The following is a 16,066-nucleotide window of genomic DNA, read 5'->3' as shown; positions in this document are numbered from 1 at the left end:
CCCTCCGTCGAAACGCGGAGAGTCTTGAGGATGTCTTGACCGACGCAATCGGCACGAGGCCGGACCTCATCGGCATGGCCGGGGGGCCGTCGCCAAGGAAGCCGACTGCCGCAACGAACTTCGATGGGCAGTTATTTATGCAATATTGTGCATGCAGTAAACGCGAAATGGCGGCGCACGGCAAGGACAATTTGCCGGTTTCAGGGTTTTACAGGAGAAAACAAGTCGCGTAAGTGACTGTTTAATTGAGGTGATGGGGGTGCGGAAAGCGGGCGGTGTGCGGCGGCAGAACGCCGCCGCATGAAGACGCAGGATGCAACTTATTGCTTGGCAACCGAAAACGGTGGGAGCTGATAACTCCAGGTCTCGCTCACGGCCTTGCCGCCGGCGACGAGGGCGGCACGCAGTTCCACGACCTTGGCCGGGTCCTTGACCCTCACGCGCAGATTCAAACGCATGCCATGGGTGACCGGGTTCGGTTGCAGCGTCTGCTCGATGAGGGTGGCGTTATCGCTCACGCTGACCTGCGGCGTGACCGATCCGGCGGGCAGCGTGGCGAGCGGGCCGCCGTCGAAGTCCACGATCAACCCCGTGCTGCCGTCGAAGTGACGGATCAGGTTGGCTTGCGTGATCTCGCCGGCCGTGCGCAGCGTCTGCTTCACCCAGGCCAGACGGCGATCGATGATGCCGCGCTCGTTCATGGTCCAGCGGATCGTGTAATCGGCCTGCAGCGGCTGCCCCTTCGGCGGCAACTGGTCGGGGGTCCAGAACGCACCGATGTTGTCGTTGGTCTCGTCCGGCGACGGGATTTCCACCAGTTCGATATGGCCCTTGCCCCAGTCGCCCTGCGGCTCGATCCAGGCGCTCGGGCGCAGGTCGTAGCGATCCTTCAGGTCTTCGTATTGCGCGAAATCGCGCCCGCGCTGGAGCAGGCCGAAGCCGCGCGGATTCGTCACCTGGAACTGGCTGATGGCCAGGTTGCGCGGATTGTTCAGCGGACGCCAGATCCATTCGCCATTGCCGGCGTGAATGGCCAGGCCGTTCGAATCGTGCAATGCCGGACGGAAGTTGTACGGATCGCGCTGCTGATTCGGCCCGAACAGGAACATGCTGGTGAGCGGCGCGATGCCGAGCTTGGTCACCGGGGCGCGCAGGAAGACTCGCGCCTGCACCTTCAACAGCGAATCCTCGCCGGGCGTCAGATCGAAACGATAGGCGCCGGTGGCGCGCTTCGAGTCGAGCAGCGCGTAAAACACCAGGTGTTTGTCGCCCGCGCTCGGTCGCTCGATCCAGAACTCGCGAAAGGCCGGGAATTCCTCGGCGATGGGCAGGCCCGTATCGATGGCCAGGCCACGCGCCGACAGGCCGTAGACCTGGCCTTTGCCGATCACGCGGAAGTAGCTCGCGCCGAGCACGCTCATGATTTCGTCGAGCTTGCCCGGTTCGTTGATCGGGTAAAGCACGCGAAAGCCCGCGTAGCCAAGGTTGTGCGTGGCGCTGCGGTCGAGCTTCAGATCGCCGAAGTCGAACCGGTGGCTGTCGTACTTGATCTCGTCGATCTTCGCGTTGGGGCCGGTGCCGATGACTTCGTTGATCTTCACCGGCGTGCTGAACTGCATGCCCTGGTGATAGAAGCCCAGCTTGAACGGCGTGGGCTGATCGTTCCATTCGAAGGCCTCGCGGCGCGGCTGGATCTTGATGTAGTCGCCGAATGGCATCTTGGCGAACGCGGGCGTGAGATTGCTCACCGGCGCGACGTAGGGCTTGTCGGCGAGCGTCTTCGCACGGGCGGTGACGTCGTCGAGGGCGAAGGCATGCGCCTGCGCAGCGCCCAGCAAGGCGGCAGCCGTGACAGCGGCAGACACGAACGCATGGGCGTGTCGATGCCAGGACTTGGCGGGGGGAAACAGAACCACGAATTTCTCCAGTCGTTGGGGGAGGACGTGATGCGTGCCGGCTTGACGTGCCCGCATGGCGTCCCGATAGGGCGTCCCGTTTCGCGTTCCATGGCAGCACGCATTTCGCGAAAGCCGGGGCGGAATCCTTCGGCAAATACCAATTGTGGCAAAGTATCGCACTTCGCACTTCGCACTTCGTGTTACCCACCCGGACCGTCGTGCCGGCATGGGTAACGCCAGTTGATACGACGCAAGTCGCTGCCACAGACGATTTCACGGGGCAGCGTTGCGCCGCGCCACATTGGATCGCTAACCGATGAGAATGTTCTCAGCACTGGCGCTCGCCGCCAGTCTCGCGATGTCGCCGGCCTTTGCCGACGCGTCTGCCGACCTGGGCAACCGCGCTCAGGGCACGCCCCCTGCGGCCATGCCGTCTCCCACCGCCAAGCGGGCGTTCATCGACGATCTCATCGCGCGCATGACGCTCGACGAGAAGGTCGGCCAGTTGCGCCTGATCAGCATAGGCTCGGACATGCCGCAGCCGCAGCTCATCAAGGAGATCGCCGCCGGTCGCGTGGGGGGCACGTTCAACTCCGTCACCCGCGCCGACAATCGCCCGCTGCAGGACGCGGCCGTCAAGCACAGCCGCCTGAAGATTCCGATCTTCTTTGCCTACGACATCGTGCACGGGCATCGCACGGTCTTCCCGATCAGCCTCGGGCTGGCGTCGAGCTGGGACATGTCGGTCGTCAAGCAAGCCGCACGCGTGGCCGCCATCGAAGCGAGCGCCGATGGGCTGGACGCGACCTTCGCGCCGATGGTGGACCTCTCGCGCGATCCGCGTTGGGGGCGCACGTCGGAAGGCTTCGGCGAAGACCCCTATCTGGTCTCGCAGGCCGCGCGCGCGAGCGTGCAGGGATTCCAGGGCACGTCGCCGGCCAACCCGGACAGCCTGATGGCCTTCGTGAAGCACTTCGCGCTGTACGGCGCCGTCGAGGGCGGACGCGATTACAACGTCGTCGACATGAGTCCGATGCGCATGTACCAGGACTATCTGCCGCCGTACCGCGCGGGGATCGATGCCGGCGCGGGCGGCGTGATGATCGCGCTGAACTCCATCAACGGTACGCCGGCCACGTCAAATAAGTGGTTGTTGCGCGATCTGCTGCGTGACGAATGGGGCTTCAAGGGCGTGACCGTGAGCGATCACGGCGCGATCGAGGAACTGATGCGCCACGGCGTGGCGAAGGACGGGCGCGAGGCCGCGAAGCTGGCCATCGAGGCGGGTGTCGACATGAGCATGGCCGACGTGCAGTACCTCAAGCAATTGCCGGGGCTCGTGAAGTCGGGCGAGGTGCCGATGCGCGACATCGACGACGCGGTGCGTGAAGTCCTCGGCGCGAAATACGACATGGGCCTGTTTGCCGATCCGTATCGGCGGATCGGCAATGCGGCGCAGGATCCGAAGGATGTGAATGCGCCGAGCCGTTTGCATCGTGACGCCGCACGCGAAGCGGCACGCCAGTCCATCGTCTTGCTGGAGAACCGGCACGACACGCTGCCGCTCGCCAAGGCGGGCAAGATCGCGGTGATCGGGCCGCTCGCGGACGCGAAGATCGACATCCTCGGGAGCTGGTCGGCCGCAGGCGTGGCGGCGCAGGCCGTCACGCTGCTGCAAGGCGTGCGCGACGCGCTCGGCGCGCAGGCGCAGGTGACCTATGCGCGCGGCGCGAACATCACTGACGACCCGCGCGTGGTGCAGTATCTCAACTTCCTCGATTGGGACAATCCGGAAGTCGTGCAGGACAAGCGAACGCCGCAGCAGATGATCGACGAAGCCGTGCAGGTCGCGCGCCGCGCCGACACGCTGGTCGTGGCGGTGGGTGAGGCGCGCGGCATGTCGCACGAGGCGTCGAGCCGCACGAGCCTGTCCTTGCCGGGCAGCCAACTGGCGCTGTTGCAGGCGCTCAAGGCGACCGGCAAGCCGCTGGTCGTCGTGCTGATGAACGGCCGGCCGCTCGATCTGAACTGGCCGAAGGCCAACGCCGACGCCATGCTCGAGACGTGGTACACCGGTACCGAAGGTGGCCACGCGATTGCGGACGTGCTGTTCGGCGACTACAACCCGTCGGGCAAGCTGCCGATCTCGTTCCCGCGCTCGATCGGTCAGATCCCGACGTACTACAACCAGTTGCGCATCGGCCGGCCGTTCACGCCGGGCAAGCCGGCCAACTACACGTCGCAATACTTCGAGGAAGACTCTGGCCCGTTGTACGCCTTCGGCTATGGCCTGAGCTACACCTCGTTCGCAGTGTCGAAGGTGACGCTGTCGAGCAAGACGCTCGCGCGCGGCGGCAAGCTCGATGCGAGCGTGACGGTGCGCAATACCGGCAAGCGCGAGGGGGCGACCGTCGTGCAGCTATATCTGCAGGATGTCGCCGCGTCGATCGTGCGTCCCATCAAGGAACTGAAGGGTTTCGACAAGGTGAGCCTGAAGCCCGGCGAATCGCGCACCGTGCACTTCGCCATTGATGAAAGCCTGCTGAAGTTCTACAACGCGAAGCTGCAATACGTGGCGGAACCCGGTGAATTCAACGTGCAGATCGGGCTCGACTCGCAGCACGTCGAACAGGCGTCGTTCACGTTGCAGTAAGGCGGAAACGGCAGGCGTAACGGTGGGGGTAACGGTGGGGGTAACGGCGCGCCCCACGTCGCGGTGCGATACCGCGATGTGAAGTGCCTCACGTCATTGTCTGGAATTCCTCGCGGAGGAATTCCACGCAGGCGCGCACCTTGGCCGACGATGCCACGCGAGACGGATACACGGCCCAGACGTTGGCCGCTTGCGTCACGTCGGGCAGCACCTGCACCAGATCGCCGCGCGCGATAAGTGCTCCCACGTCCCACATCGACCGCAGTACGATCCCCTGTCCGTCGAGCGCCCACTGTACCGCCACTTCGCCGTGGTTCGTGGACAGCGGCCCCGTCACCTTGAGCGCGACCGCCTCGCCACGCTGTTGCAGCCGCCACACGCCGAACGGATGATCGCGCTCCTTGATGACGATGCACGCATGGCCGGCCAGATCGCTCAATTGACGTGGCGTGCCATGCGCGTCGAGATACGCGCGCGAGGCGCACAGCACTCGATGATTGTCCGCGAGCTTGCGGGCGATCAGATGCGGTGCGATGTCGTCGCCGATGCGCACGTCGAGGTCGTACCCTTCCGCCGCCATGTCGACAATGCGGTCGAACAGGTCCAGCCGTACATTGAGCTGTGGATACCGCGCCCGCAGCCGCGACATGGCGGGCGCCACGGCGTGCCGTCCGAAGCCGAAGCTGCTCGACACCCGTAGCGTGCCGCGCGGCACCTGCCGCGTGCTGGAGACGTCCTCGATCAAGTGATTCACATCGTCGAGAATCTTTTCCGCCCAGGCGTACACCCGTTCCCCGGCGTCGGTGATGGCCACGCGCCGTGTGGAGCGATGCAGCAAGCGCGTGCCGAGGTCGGCTTCGAGCATGCCAACGCGCTTGCTCACATACGCGGGCGAGACGCCCAGCGCTTCTGCCGCTGCGGAAAAGCTGGCGCGGCGCGCGACCTGGCAAAACACGCGCAGATCGTCGAGATTCGGGTTGCCGGGCAGAGATTTATTCACGATTCGTGGATAGTGGATTAACCGATTGATGGATTTTATCCGCGTTGGAATGGAATAACCTAGCGTCGTCGTCCAACCCTCTGGAGAAACAAACCATGACCGACACGTCCCAGCGCCCCGCGCGTCCGTTCAAGATCGCCGTGATTCCGGGCGACGGCATCGGCAAAGAGGTGATGCCCGAAGGCCTGCGCGTGCTCGATGCCGCCTGCCGGCGTTTTGGCATTCCCGTCGACTATCAGCACATCGAGTGGGCGAGCTGCGACTACTACGTCAAGCATGGCCAGATGATGCCGGACGACTGGAAGCAGCAGCTCGACGGCGTCGACGCCATTCTGTTCGGTGCGGTGGGCTGGCCAGAGACGGTGCCCGACCATATCTCGCTGTGGGGGTCGCTGCTCAAGTTCCGCCGCGAATTCGACCAGTACATCAACCTGCGCCCGGCGCGTCTGTTCGATGGGGTGCCGTCGCCGCTGGCGGGCCGCAAGGCGGGCGATATCGACTTCCTGATCGTGCGCGAGAACACCGAAGGCGAGTACTCGTCGGTGGGCGGCGTGATGTTCGAAGGCACGGAGCGCGAGTTTGTCGTGCAGGAGTCGATTTTCACGCGGCACGGCACGGAGCGCGTGCTGAAGTTCGCGTTTGATCTTGCACAGAAACGCGAGCGCAAGCACGTGACGGTGGCAACCAAGAGCAATGGGATTTCGATCTCGATGCCGTGGTGGGACAAGCGCGCGGCCGAGACGGCAGCGAAGTATCCGGACATCACGTGGGACAAGCAGCACATCGACATTCTGTGCGCGCGCTTCGTGCTCAATCCAGATCGCTTCGACGTGGTGGTCGCGTCGAATCTGTTCGGCGACATCCTGTCGGATCTGGGGCCGGCCTGCACTGGCACGATCGGCATCGCGCCGTCGGGCAATCTGAATCCGGAAGGCAAATTCCCGTCGCTGTTCGAACCGGTACACGGCTCGGCGCCGGACATCGCGGGCAAGAACATCGCCAACCCGATCGGCATGATCTGGACGGCGGCGATGATGCTCGACTTCATCGGCCGCGGCGAAGGGCGCACGCGTGAGGCGCACGACGCCATTCTTGCGGCGATCACGCAGGTCATCAAGGACGGGCCGCGCACTGGCGACTTGGGTGGCAACGCGAACACGACCGACGTCGGCCAGGCGATTGCCGCCGTGGTCAGCGCGGGCTGAGCAGGGTAGACCGGTAAGGGCGGTAAGGGCGGTAAGCGCGGTAAGCGCGGTAAGCGCGGTAAGCGCGATAGGGGAGGTAGAGGCGGTCGCCGCTGCCGCGACCGCGTGAGCGTGTGACGTGTCGAGCGGGCCGAGCGGGCCGAGCGATGCGGCTGACGCCCGCTCACACGCCTGCGTGTTGCCGTACGCGTTCGCCGCCGAAGGCGCGCGCAAGCGGGGCGTCCACACGCTCACGCAGCAGCGCCACCGCCCGTTGAGCGCGCGCCGACAGCGGCCACTCGGCACGATGGATCAGCCACAGCGTGTCGACCACCGGCGGGCCGCAGTCCACCACGCGAATCGCCGCCTGCGACGCGAACGCCTGCCGCGCGTATTGCGGAATGATGGTGAAACCGAGTCCGCGCGCAACGTATTCGAGAATCAGGCTGACCTGGTTCGTGCAGCCCTTGCACGGCAGGCTCTGCACGCCGGGATTGCCCGGAAAGCGACGGCTCAACAATCGCGTCGACATCGCCTCGCCATCGGGATGATCGATGTACCCGATGCGCTTGAGGTCTTCCCACTTGTGTACGTCTTCCCCCGCCGGCACCACGAGTTCGAGCGGCTCTTGCGTGAACGGCGTGGCGGCAAGCCGTGGATCGTCCGGCCGCAACGTCACCAGGCCCAGCTCGAAGCGATTCTGCAACACGCCTTCGAGGACCTCCCGGTCGGGCGCGAAGCGATGCTGCACGACCATCGCCGGATTGGCCTTCTGCATGTCGAGCAGGATCGGACACAGGTACAGCCCGATGCTGCCCGGCGTGATGAGCGTGATTTCTCCGCACTCGTCGTCCGCATCGTCCAGCCGCGAGCGCAGATGCCGGGCCGCGCACTCGACTTCGCGGCAATAGGTCAGCAGCGCCTGCCCGGCGGGCGTGAGTTCGATCGCACGCGGACGCCGCACCAGCAACGCCCCGAACTCCGCTTCGAGATGCTTCACATGCTGGCTCACAGCTGCCTGCGTGAGCCCCAGCCGATCAGCGGTGCGTGTGAAGTTACCCAGCTCGGCGAGCGTGGCGAACGATTTGAGCCACTGCGGATTGACCATAATGAACTGTTATCAATTCGATAATATGTTGATAGTTTTCATTATAACTCGGTGCGACTACCATGGCGCTTGTCGACCTTGCATGGTCGAGGCGCTGCGAACCACCGGCATCCGAACATTGGTATCGGTCACGGCCTTCTGCCCCCGGCATACGCCATGGGTGACGTCCACCAGCGCCGCTTCCCCTGACTCCAAGAGAAACCCCATGTCTGCCCTGTTTTCCCCGTTCGAACTGAAAAGCGTCAAGCTGCGCAACCGCGTGGCCATTCCGCCGATGTGCCAGTACAGCGCCGTCGACGGTCTCACCAACGACTGGCACCTCGCTCACTACGCCGGTCTGGCGCGTGGCGGCGCCGGGCTGGTGATCGTCGAGGCGACCGCCGTCTCGCCCGAAGGCCGTATCTCCCCGGGATGCACCGGACTGTGGAACGACGAACAGGCCCAAGGCATGGCGCGCATTGCGTCGGCCATCAAGGTGCATGGCGCGGTGCCCGGCATCCAGATTGCGCACGCGGGTCGCAAGGCCAGCGCCAACCGTCCCTGGGAGGGCGATGATCACATCGGCGAGGACGACCCGCGGGGCTGGTCAACGATCTCGCCGTCTGCGGTCGCTTTCGGCGCGCATCTCGGCAAGGTGCCCAAGGCGATGACGCTGGACGATATCGAGCGCGTGAAAGCCGACTTCGTGGCGGCCGCGCGCCGGGCGCTGGCAGCGGGCTTCGAATGGCTCGAACTGCACTTCGCCCACGGCTATCTGGCGCAGAGCTTCTTCTCGGTGCATGCGAACCATCGCGACGATGCCTACGGCGGCGATCTTGCTGGCCGCAGCCGCTTCCTGCGTGAGACGCTCGCCGCCGTACGCGAGGTGTGGCCGGAGCGTCTGCCGCTCACGGCGCGTTTCGGCGTGATCGAGTACGACGGCCGCGACGACGAGACGCTGGCAGAGTCGATTGCCCTCACGCGCCAGATGCGTGAAGGCGGTCTCGATCTGCTCAACGTGAGCGTCGGTTTCTCGACGCCCGCGGCGAATATTCCGTGGGGCTCGGCATTTCTCGCACCGATTGCCGAGCGCGTCAGGAAGGAAGCCGGCATTGCCGTGGCGTCGTCGTGGAGCATCGACGATCCGCAGGCGGCGCAGCGCGTGGTGGCCGACGGCCAGATGGATCTCGTGATGATTGGCCGCGCGCTGCTGGCCAACCCGCACTGGCCGTACTACGCGGCGCGCGAACTCGACGTGGCGCGGCCGTCGTGGGTGCTGCCCGCCCCGTATGCGCACTGGCTCGAACGCTATCGGGTGCAACGCGCGGCTTGACGGCGAGCCACGCGGCCCGAGGCAATGCGCGCTGCGAGGCGTGGCGTGTCGCCCAAGCGTCGCAGCGTGCGACGCGCCATGAACAACGCCCCCGTACGTCGCAAGATGCACGGGGGCGTTGGCATTTCAAGCGCGGTTCAGACGCTCGCTGTCACCAGTTGATGTCGACACACAGCACATTCAGGCCCTGCTTGGCGGGCGTGGCGATGGAGGCGGTCACGCACAGGTGCGCCTCGTTGATCGAGAGATAGGGCGAGGTGAAATGCACTTCGCCGGGGGCGCGCATGGCTTCGATGAAATAGGGGCGCCTTGCCCAGTTCGCTCCCTCGGAGTGCAGCAGCGGCCGGAACCGCTTGGCACGCTGCGACGAATGGTTGTGGGGCAGCACGTTGTCGCCGATCTGGCGCCCTGCGGCGTCGAGCAAGAAGCAGCGCGCCGCGTCGGGCAGCGCGAGCAGGTCGTGCGTCGCGTGTTCGATGTCCTGCCCTTGGGCGAGATGCGCAGCCGCCGCCTCGATGCCTGCCACATACGGGGCAAGTCGCGCATGCTCGGCGCGTTCGCGCTCGACCAGTTGCGTGCGCAGCGCCGACGAGAGCGCGTCCATGCGCTCGGCGGCGACCTTCGGCTGCACGGGATCGACGTCTGGCCCCGCGAAGTACAGCCCCTGTACGAAGTCGACGTTGCACTCCAAGGCAATCAACGCTTCGCGATCCGTCGCGAGGCCGCCCATCATCACGAGTTGTCCCGATTCGTGCAGCAGCGACACGAGCCCCGGCAGTACGCGCGCCAGATGCGATTGCTCGGTCGCCTGCGCGAGAATGCCGCGATCGAGCACCACGATGTCAGGGCGCAGATCCCACACCCGGTCGATATTCGAATGCTTGGCCCCGAAGCCGCCCAGCGCAATCAGGAAGCCAGCCTTGCGCAGGCTGCCGACGATGGCGCCGAAGCGCGGGGTGTCGCCGCCGGCCTGCTCGGGCACTTCGAGCACCACGCGTTGTGGCGACAGGCCGATGGCCTTGAGCGTGGCGATGAGCGCGTCGCCGTAGACGGTGTCCATCAGGGCGGCCGGGTGCAGGCTCAGGAAAAGCCACGCGTCGCGGCCGTCGAATTCATGGAAGTTGCCCAGATGCAACGATTCGGCGAGCCGGCCCAGTTCGAGCATGTCGCCATGCCGCGCCGCCATCGTGAAGACTTCATGCGACGGGATGTGGCGGCCTTGCGCGTCGTGCGCGCGCAGGGAAGCGTGATAGCCGATGGCGCGCCGGTGCGAGACCGAGAACACCGGCTGGAAGACGCTGCAGATCGTGAAGTCGCCGTAAATGACGATGCGCCGCCCGTCGTCGGCCGCCGTCAAACGGGGCGGCAGCAAGCCGGGGGCGTCGAGATCGATCATGGTCATGGTAGGGACGGGCGCGGGGGCAGCAGGGTTATGTACAGAATAGGTGAGCAAGAAGCGTGCTCAAAGGCGCCCAGCGGCGCCGGCGCTATTGTCCATGATTTTCCGCGATTTTACGCCCGGGGAGCGACCCATCGCACCAGCGTGCGACGTTATCGCACCAATCTGGGGCCTGAGCGCCAGGGCGACCGCCCGACGACTCACGAAAGTGTTATGCGCACACTACGTTGAATGCGTGTGCATCGCCCGAAGGCGCGCGTGCGGGGGCGAGAAACGACAAAGGGAGCGTCCCTGTAAAGGACGCGCCCTGTCAACGCTGCGGGTTGCGCCGCCGCCGGACCACCTTCCCGGCGCGGCGGCGCTTGGGTCTTCAGTGCTCCGTCGCGCCGGCCCCGTGCCAGACAGTCTGACGGCGCTTGCGGCTGCCGATCCACGCGGCGGACAGCGCGCTGACAAGGCCGGCGCACAGCACGTAGATGCAGATCATCCAGGGCTCGCCGCCGTTCTTTTGCAGCAGGTACGTTGCGATGATCGGGCTCAGGCCGCTCGCGAAGATGCCCGAGAATTGGTAGACGAAGGAGATGCCGGTGTAGCGCACCTTGGCGTCGAACAGTTCCGAGAAGAGGGCGGCTTCAGGCCCGTAGATCGAGGCGTAGATCACGCCCAGCGGAATCACGATGGACAGCCAGACGAGCATCACGTTGCCGCCGCTCGCCTTCATCAGCCAGAACCCGGCGAACGATGACAGGCCGGTCGCGAGCGAGCCCCAGAAGTAGATGCGTGTGCGACCGATGCGATCCGAGAGCCTACCGAAGAACGGAATGGTGAAGATCATTACGAACGCGGCCGCCATCACGCCGGTGAGCGCTTCGGTCTGCGACAGTTTGAGCGTCTGCGTCAGGTAGGAGATCGAGAACACACCGAAGACGTTGAAGAACACGCCGTCGATGAAGCGCGCGCCCATGCCGGCCAGCACATTGCCCGGGCTGCGCATGAGGACTTCGGCGATCGGCATCTTGATCTCGGTGCCGGCCTTCTTGATCTTGGAGAACTCGGGCGTCTCCATCACGTTCAGGCGGATGTACATGCCGATGGCCACCAACCCCACCGACAGGAAGAACGCCACACGCCAGCCCCATGCCAGGAACTGGGCCGAGGTGAGCGTGTACGACAGCACCGCGACCACGCCGGAGGCCAGGCACAGGCCGAGGGCGAGACCGACCTGTGGAAGACTGGCGTAGTAGCCGCGCTTCTCCTTCGGCGCGTATTCGAACGCCATGAGCACCGCGCCGCCCCATTCGCCACCCAGCCCGATGCCTTGCAGCACCCGCAGCACGAGCAGCAGCACCGGCGCCCACAGGCCGATCTGCGCATAGGTCGGCACCAGTCCGATGAGCATCGTGGCGATGCCCATGATGGTGAGCGTCATCACGAGCATGCTCTTGCGGCCCAGTTTGTCGCCGAAGTGCCCGAAGATCACGCCGCCCAGCGGTCGGCTGAGGAAGCCCACGGCGAACGTGCCGTAGGCGAGCATCGTCGAGACGAGCGGGTCGCCGCCGGGGAAATACAGCTTGTTGAACACGATGCCGGCGACGACGCCGTACAGGAAAAAGTCGTACCACTCGATGGTGGCGCCGATGAGGCTGGCGACGACGACACGGCGCATCTGCCGGGCGTCGGTCTGCTTCGATGCATTCATGGTTGTCTCCGAATCTTGTAATGGTTGGGGGCTGACGTGACTGGCTACATCGCGACGGCGACGCGTGCGGCTTCCGCTGGCGCCTCCTCGCTGCCGCGGATCTCCTGCATGCCCGACGCCGGCTTTCTGTCTTCGAGAATCATGTCGGCCGCTTTCTCGGCAATCATGATGGTCGGTGCATTCGTGTTGCCCGAGACCAATTCGGGCATGATCGACGCGTCCACGACGCGCAGCGCCGCAAGACCGTGCACGCGCAGACGGTCGTCGACGACCGCCATCGGGTCGTGACCCATCCGGCAAGTGCCCGCCGGGTGATAGATCGATTGGCTGAACTGGCGCGCGGCCTGAAGCAACTCGGCGTCGCTCTGATACTGCGCGCCGGGGATGAACTCGCTGATGATGTGCGGTGCGAGCGACGGCGCAGCGGCGATGCGGCGCGCCACCTTGATGCCGTCGATCACGACGCGATGGTCGCGCTCATCCGACAGATAGTTAGCGTGGATCGCCGGGTATTGCATCGGATCGTTGGACTGGATCTCGACGCTGCCGCGGCTGAACGGACGCAACTGGCACACGGACGAGGTGAACGCCGAGAAGCGGTGCGCGCCCTTGCCGGGCTTGTCGGCCGAGAGCGGCTGCATGTGGAACTGGATGTCGGGACGCGTGAGCTCCGGGCGCGAGCGCGTGAAGATCGTCACCTGGCTGGCGGCGAGCGTGAGCGGTCCGGTGCGGAACATCGCATATTGCAGACCGATGAGCGCCTTGCGCAGCGGGTGGTTGACCTCGTCGTTGAGCGTGCGCTCGCGGGTCTTGAAGACCAGGCGCACCTGCAGATGGTCTTGCAGGTTCTGGCCGACGCCGGGCAACGCATGCCGCAGCGCGACGCCGGCCTTGGCGAGCACCGTGGTCGGACCGACGCCCGAGTTTTGCAGCAACTGCGGCGACCCGATGGCCCCGGCCGCGAGAATGACCTCGACACGTGCGCGCGCCTTCTTGCGCTCGCCGTTCTGCAGATACTCGACGCCCACCGCCCGCTTGCCCTCGAACAGGACTCGGCACGTCTGTGCACGCGTCTCCACGATCAGATTGCGACGCTCGCGCGCCGGCTTCAGAAAGCCCTTCGCCGTGCTCCAGCGAAAGCCCCGGAACGCCGTCTGCTGGAAGTAGCCGACGCCTTCCTGCGTCGCACCGTTGTAGTCCGGATTGAACGGGATGCCGGTGTCCTTCGCGGCGGCGATGAAGTGTTCCGCGATCGGGCGGCGCAGGCGCAGATCGGACACCTTGAGCGGCCCGCCAACGCCGTGATACTCGTTGGCGCCGTGCTCCTGGTCTTCGGACTTGCGAAAGTACGGCAACACGTCGGCATAGCGCCAACCGCGATTGCCCAGGGCCGCCCAGTGGTCGTAGTCTTCGCGCTGGCCACGCACATAGAGCAGCCCGTTGAGCGAACTGGAGCCGCCCAGCACCTTGCCGCGCGGCCAGTCGATCTGCCGATGGGCGACGTTGGCGTCGGCCTCGGTGCGATAGCACCAGTCGAGCTCCGGGTTGTGCATCGTCTTGAAGTAACCGACCGGGATGTGAATCCACGGATTGCTATCGGGGCCGCCGGCCTCGAGCAGCAGCACCCGATTGGCCGGGTCCGCGCTCAGCCGGTTGGCGAGCACGCACCCGGCGGAGCCCGCACCGACGATCAGATAGTCGACCTCATGTTCCATACCGCTTGTCTCCTGCCTTGCGTCTGCTTCGAATTGGATGAAACGATTCGTTTCGGATTGTGTCGATCCAATGTCGGCGAGCCGTGCGCAAATGCCAAGCAAAAAACCGCGTGCGGCGGAAAACTGAAACGGATTTCGCGCTTGCCGTCTCAGAAGGTGACGATTGCTGCAGCGCATCTGCGGGGTTTCACTAGGGGGTGATGCCGATGCTCGAAACATCGGGCGACGATGTTTCACGCGGTCGGCGGAGCCGCCCCCCGGGGTTATCCCGAGGCGGATGATTGTTAAATAATTGGTATATTTTGTTTCTTTTATTGTGAATCAATGACGGGCGAGGAGGCGCAATGCGCGAGACGGTCACGCTGGACGAGGGGGAGTTGCGCACGAGCGACGAGGCGCGGAATCTGCGCGCGCTGGCCGTCATCGAACGACTGGCCATGGCCGGACAGCCCTATACCCTGTCGCAGCTCGCCACGCGTTTGTCGATCCCGAAGGCCACCCTCATGCGGCTGATCGAGGCGCTCGAAATCTGTGGCTATGTCTCGCACGTGCCCGATTCCCGGGGATCGGAGCGGGGTTTGTCGCTGGGGCCGAGGGCGGCGCGGCTGGCGCTGGTCACGCTGGCGAACAACAACTTCACGCGCGCGGCGCGCTCGCTGCTGCGGGCGTTGGTCGACCGTGTCGGCGAGACCGTCAACCTGACGGCGCTCGACGGCGACGAGATCCTCTACATCGAACGGGTGGAGACCAGTGAGCCGCTGCGCATGCAGATGCATCCAGGCATGCGTGTGCCGTTGCACTGTACGGCGAGCGGCAAGCTGTTCCTGTCGCAGATGCCGTTGGCCGAGCGGCGCGCGGTGCTCTCGCGCCTGTCGCTCAAACGCATGACGCCGCGCACCATTACCGACGCGAGCCTGCTCGAGGCGGAACTGGACCGGCTGGCCACGCGCGGCATCGGCATCGATAACGAGGAATTCGTGCGTGGCATGGTGGCGGTGGGCGTGCCGGTGCGCGCGCTCGATGACGGCCATGTGCGCGCGGTGCTCGCGGTGCACGGCCCGACGGCGCGGGTGACGCTGGAACAACTGCTGACGCTGGTGCCCACGCTGCGCGAGACGGCAACGGCGCTCGCCCCGCTGCTCGACTGGCAGCGCGCCGGCAAGGCGGAGGCGTTGGCGAAGCTGGCCGACGCCCGGGAACCGCGCAAAGCCGTTTGACGCGTCAGAACGTCTTGGCGAGTTCCTTGGCGGCTTCCTGTAGTCGCGGCACGAACTCCATGGCCTTGGACAGCGACGTGCGCGAGACGGGCGCATGCACGGCCACGGCGGCGATGCACGTGCCGTCTTCCTTGAGCACCGGCGCGGCGACACAGGCGATGCCCAGCACGAATTCTTCGTTGTCGACGGCAATGCCCTTGTGCGCAATGCGGTCGAGTTCGCTTTCCAGCAGTTCGGGATCGGTGAGCGTGTTCGGCGTGAAGCGTTGCAGCTTCATGGCGCGCAGGAGGGCGGCACGTTGTTCGCGCGGCAACATGGCCAGCATCAGTTTGCCGCTTGCACTGCTGTGCGCGGGCACGTGCGACCCCGGTTTGAGATCGAGACGCAGCGGCCACGGCGCTTCCATGCGGTCGAGATACAGCACCTCGGTCTCGTGCAGCATCGTAAGGTTGCACGTCTCGCCCAGATCGGCCACGAGACGGCCGAGAATCGCATGGCGCATGCGTCGTGCGCCCGCCTGCATCATCACGCCCAGACTCAGTTGCGCGAGGCGCGGGCCGATCACATAGGCATTCTTCTGCCCCGGCTCGCGAATCACCAGCCCACCCGCTTCGAGCGAGCCGAGCATGCGGTGCAGCGAGGCCTTCGGCATCTGGATGTCGTGCGCCATGTCGGCGAGCGAGACCGGCGCGTCGGCGGCGACGAGATATTCGAGCAACGCAAACGCCCGCAGGGTCGGGGTATCCGCCTTGTTGTCTGCCGGGGAGTCGAGCTGGAGTGCTGCGTCGTTCATATGCGCCGTTCCGGAAAATGGATCAGCGGTATTGTACCCAAACGGGCCTTCGAACGGATTGAACGGCATGGGCCGGGTTCCGATGCGT

11 protein-coding genes are annotated in these 16,066 nt (G+C 65.3%); 4 read left to right on the top strand and 7 right to left on the bottom strand.

Going from position 1 to position 16,066, the window contains the following annotated elements; all coding sequences use genetic code 11:
* Positions 1–320: 320 nt before the first annotated feature.
* The gene (locus PEP31012_RS05380; protein WP_246171188.1) at positions 321–1,865 is read right to left on the bottom strand and encodes a glucan biosynthesis protein G; all 1,545 of its coding nucleotides are present in this window, start codon (positions 1,863–1,865) and stop codon (positions 321–323) included.
* 355 nt (positions 1,866–2,220) lie between these two features.
* Here PEP31012_RS05380 and bglX point away from each other — a divergent pair, with 355 nt between their 5' ends.
* Positions 2,221–4,551, top strand: coding sequence for a beta-glucosidase BglX (bglX, locus tag PEP31012_RS05375; protein ID WP_174978158.1), 2,331 nt, complete (start codon positions 2,221–2,223; stop codon positions 4,549–4,551).
* A gap of 88 nt (positions 4,552–4,639) precedes the next feature.
* Here the strand turns inward: bglX and PEP31012_RS05370 are convergent, their stop codons facing one another.
* Positions 4,640–5,539 (bottom strand): LysR family transcriptional regulator, encoded by a 900-nt coding sequence (locus tag PEP31012_RS05370; RefSeq protein WP_174978157.1) that lies wholly within the window; start codon positions 5,537–5,539, stop codon positions 4,640–4,642.
* A 107-nt stretch (positions 5,540–5,646) separates the two neighbouring features.
* Between PEP31012_RS05370 and PEP31012_RS05365 the strand changes: the two genes are divergently transcribed.
* A complete protein-coding gene (locus PEP31012_RS05365; protein WP_150588309.1) occupies positions 5,647–6,756 on the top strand; it encodes a tartrate dehydrogenase in 1,110 nt (369 codons plus the stop codon).
* Positions 6,757–6,919: 163 nt separating this feature from the next.
* Here PEP31012_RS05365 and PEP31012_RS05360 read toward each other — a convergent pair whose 3' ends face one another.
* On the bottom strand, positions 6,920–7,843 hold the full coding sequence (locus PEP31012_RS05360) for a LysR family transcriptional regulator (RefSeq protein ID WP_150588308.1): 924 nt from the start codon (positions 7,841–7,843) through the stop codon (positions 6,920–6,922).
* Between the two features lie 205 nt (positions 7,844–8,048).
* On the opposite strand from PEP31012_RS05360, the gene PEP31012_RS05355 reads away from it, so the two are divergent.
* The gene (locus tag PEP31012_RS05355) at positions 8,049–9,155 is read left to right on the top strand and encodes an NADH:flavin oxidoreductase/NADH oxidase (RefSeq protein ID WP_150588307.1); all 1,107 of its coding nucleotides are present in this window, start codon (positions 8,049–8,051) and stop codon (positions 9,153–9,155) included.
* A 151-nt stretch (positions 9,156–9,306) separates the two neighbouring features.
* Here PEP31012_RS05355 and PEP31012_RS05350 read toward each other — a convergent pair whose 3' ends face one another.
* The 3 genes from PEP31012_RS05350 to PEP31012_RS05340 form a co-directional block, all read right to left on the bottom strand.
* Complete coding sequence (locus PEP31012_RS05350) at positions 9,307–10,557, bottom strand: EAL domain-containing protein (RefSeq protein ID WP_150588306.1); 1,251 nt, start codon at positions 10,555–10,557, stop codon at positions 9,307–9,309.
* Positions 10,558–10,924: 367 nt separating this feature from the next.
* The gene (locus PEP31012_RS05345; RefSeq protein WP_150588305.1) at positions 10,925–12,253 is read right to left on the bottom strand and encodes an MFS transporter; all 1,329 of its coding nucleotides are present in this window, start codon (positions 12,251–12,253) and stop codon (positions 10,925–10,927) included.
* Positions 12,254–12,297: 44 nt separating this feature from the next.
* A complete protein-coding gene (locus PEP31012_RS05340) occupies positions 12,298–13,968 on the bottom strand; it encodes a GMC family oxidoreductase (protein ID WP_150588304.1) in 1,671 nt (556 codons plus the stop codon).
* A gap of 344 nt (positions 13,969–14,312) precedes the next feature.
* On the opposite strand from PEP31012_RS05340, the gene PEP31012_RS05335 reads away from it, so the two are divergent.
* Positions 14,313–15,185: an IclR family transcriptional regulator gene (locus PEP31012_RS05335; protein ID WP_150588303.1), complete on the top strand. Its 873-nt coding sequence runs from the start codon at positions 14,313–14,315 to the stop codon at positions 15,183–15,185.
* A 4-nt stretch (positions 15,186–15,189) separates the two neighbouring features.
* Here the strand turns inward: PEP31012_RS05335 and PEP31012_RS05330 are convergent, their stop codons facing one another.
* Complete coding sequence (locus tag PEP31012_RS05330) at positions 15,190–15,978, bottom strand: IclR family transcriptional regulator (protein ID WP_150588302.1); 789 nt, start codon at positions 15,976–15,978, stop codon at positions 15,190–15,192.
* Positions 15,979–16,066 lie beyond the last annotated feature (88 nt).

The organism is Pandoraea eparura, from assembly GCF_902459725.1.
Lineage (GTDB): Bacteria > Pseudomonadota > Gammaproteobacteria > Burkholderiales > Burkholderiaceae > Pandoraea > Pandoraea eparura.
This window is presented reverse-complemented; position numbering and strand designations above follow the sequence as displayed.

Bases quoted from the DNA above. Each gene is read 5' to 3' on its own strand.
- PEP31012_RS05355 (WP_150588307.1), top strand. From the start codon at position 8,049: ATGTCTGCCCTGTTTTCCCCGTTCGAACTGAAAAGCGTCAAGCTGCGC.
- PEP31012_RS05360 (WP_150588308.1), bottom strand. From the start codon at position 7,843: ATGGTCAATCCGCAGTGGCTCAAATCGTTCGCCACGCTCGCCGAGCTG.
- PEP31012_RS05350 (WP_150588306.1), bottom strand. From the start codon at position 10,557: ATGACCATGATCGATCTCGACGCCCCCGGCTTGCTGCCGCCCCGTTTG.
- bglX (WP_174978158.1), top strand. From the start codon at position 2,221: ATGTTCTCAGCACTGGCGCTCGCCGCCAGTCTCGCGATGTCGCCGGCC.
- PEP31012_RS05330 (WP_150588302.1), bottom strand. From the start codon at position 15,978: ATGAACGACGCAGCACTCCAGCTCGACTCCCCGGCAGACAACAAGGCG.
- PEP31012_RS05340 (WP_150588304.1), bottom strand. From the start codon at position 13,968: ATGGAACATGAGGTCGACTATCTGATCGTCGGTGCGGGCTCCGCCGGG.
- PEP31012_RS05365 (WP_150588309.1), top strand. From the start codon at position 5,647: ATGACCGACACGTCCCAGCGCCCCGCGCGTCCGTTCAAGATCGCCGTG.
- PEP31012_RS05345 (WP_150588305.1), bottom strand. From the start codon at position 12,253: ATGAATGCATCGAAGCAGACCGACGCCCGGCAGATGCGCCGTGTCGTC.
- PEP31012_RS05335 (WP_150588303.1), top strand. From the start codon at position 14,313: ATGCGCGAGACGGTCACGCTGGACGAGGGGGAGTTGCGCACGAGCGAC.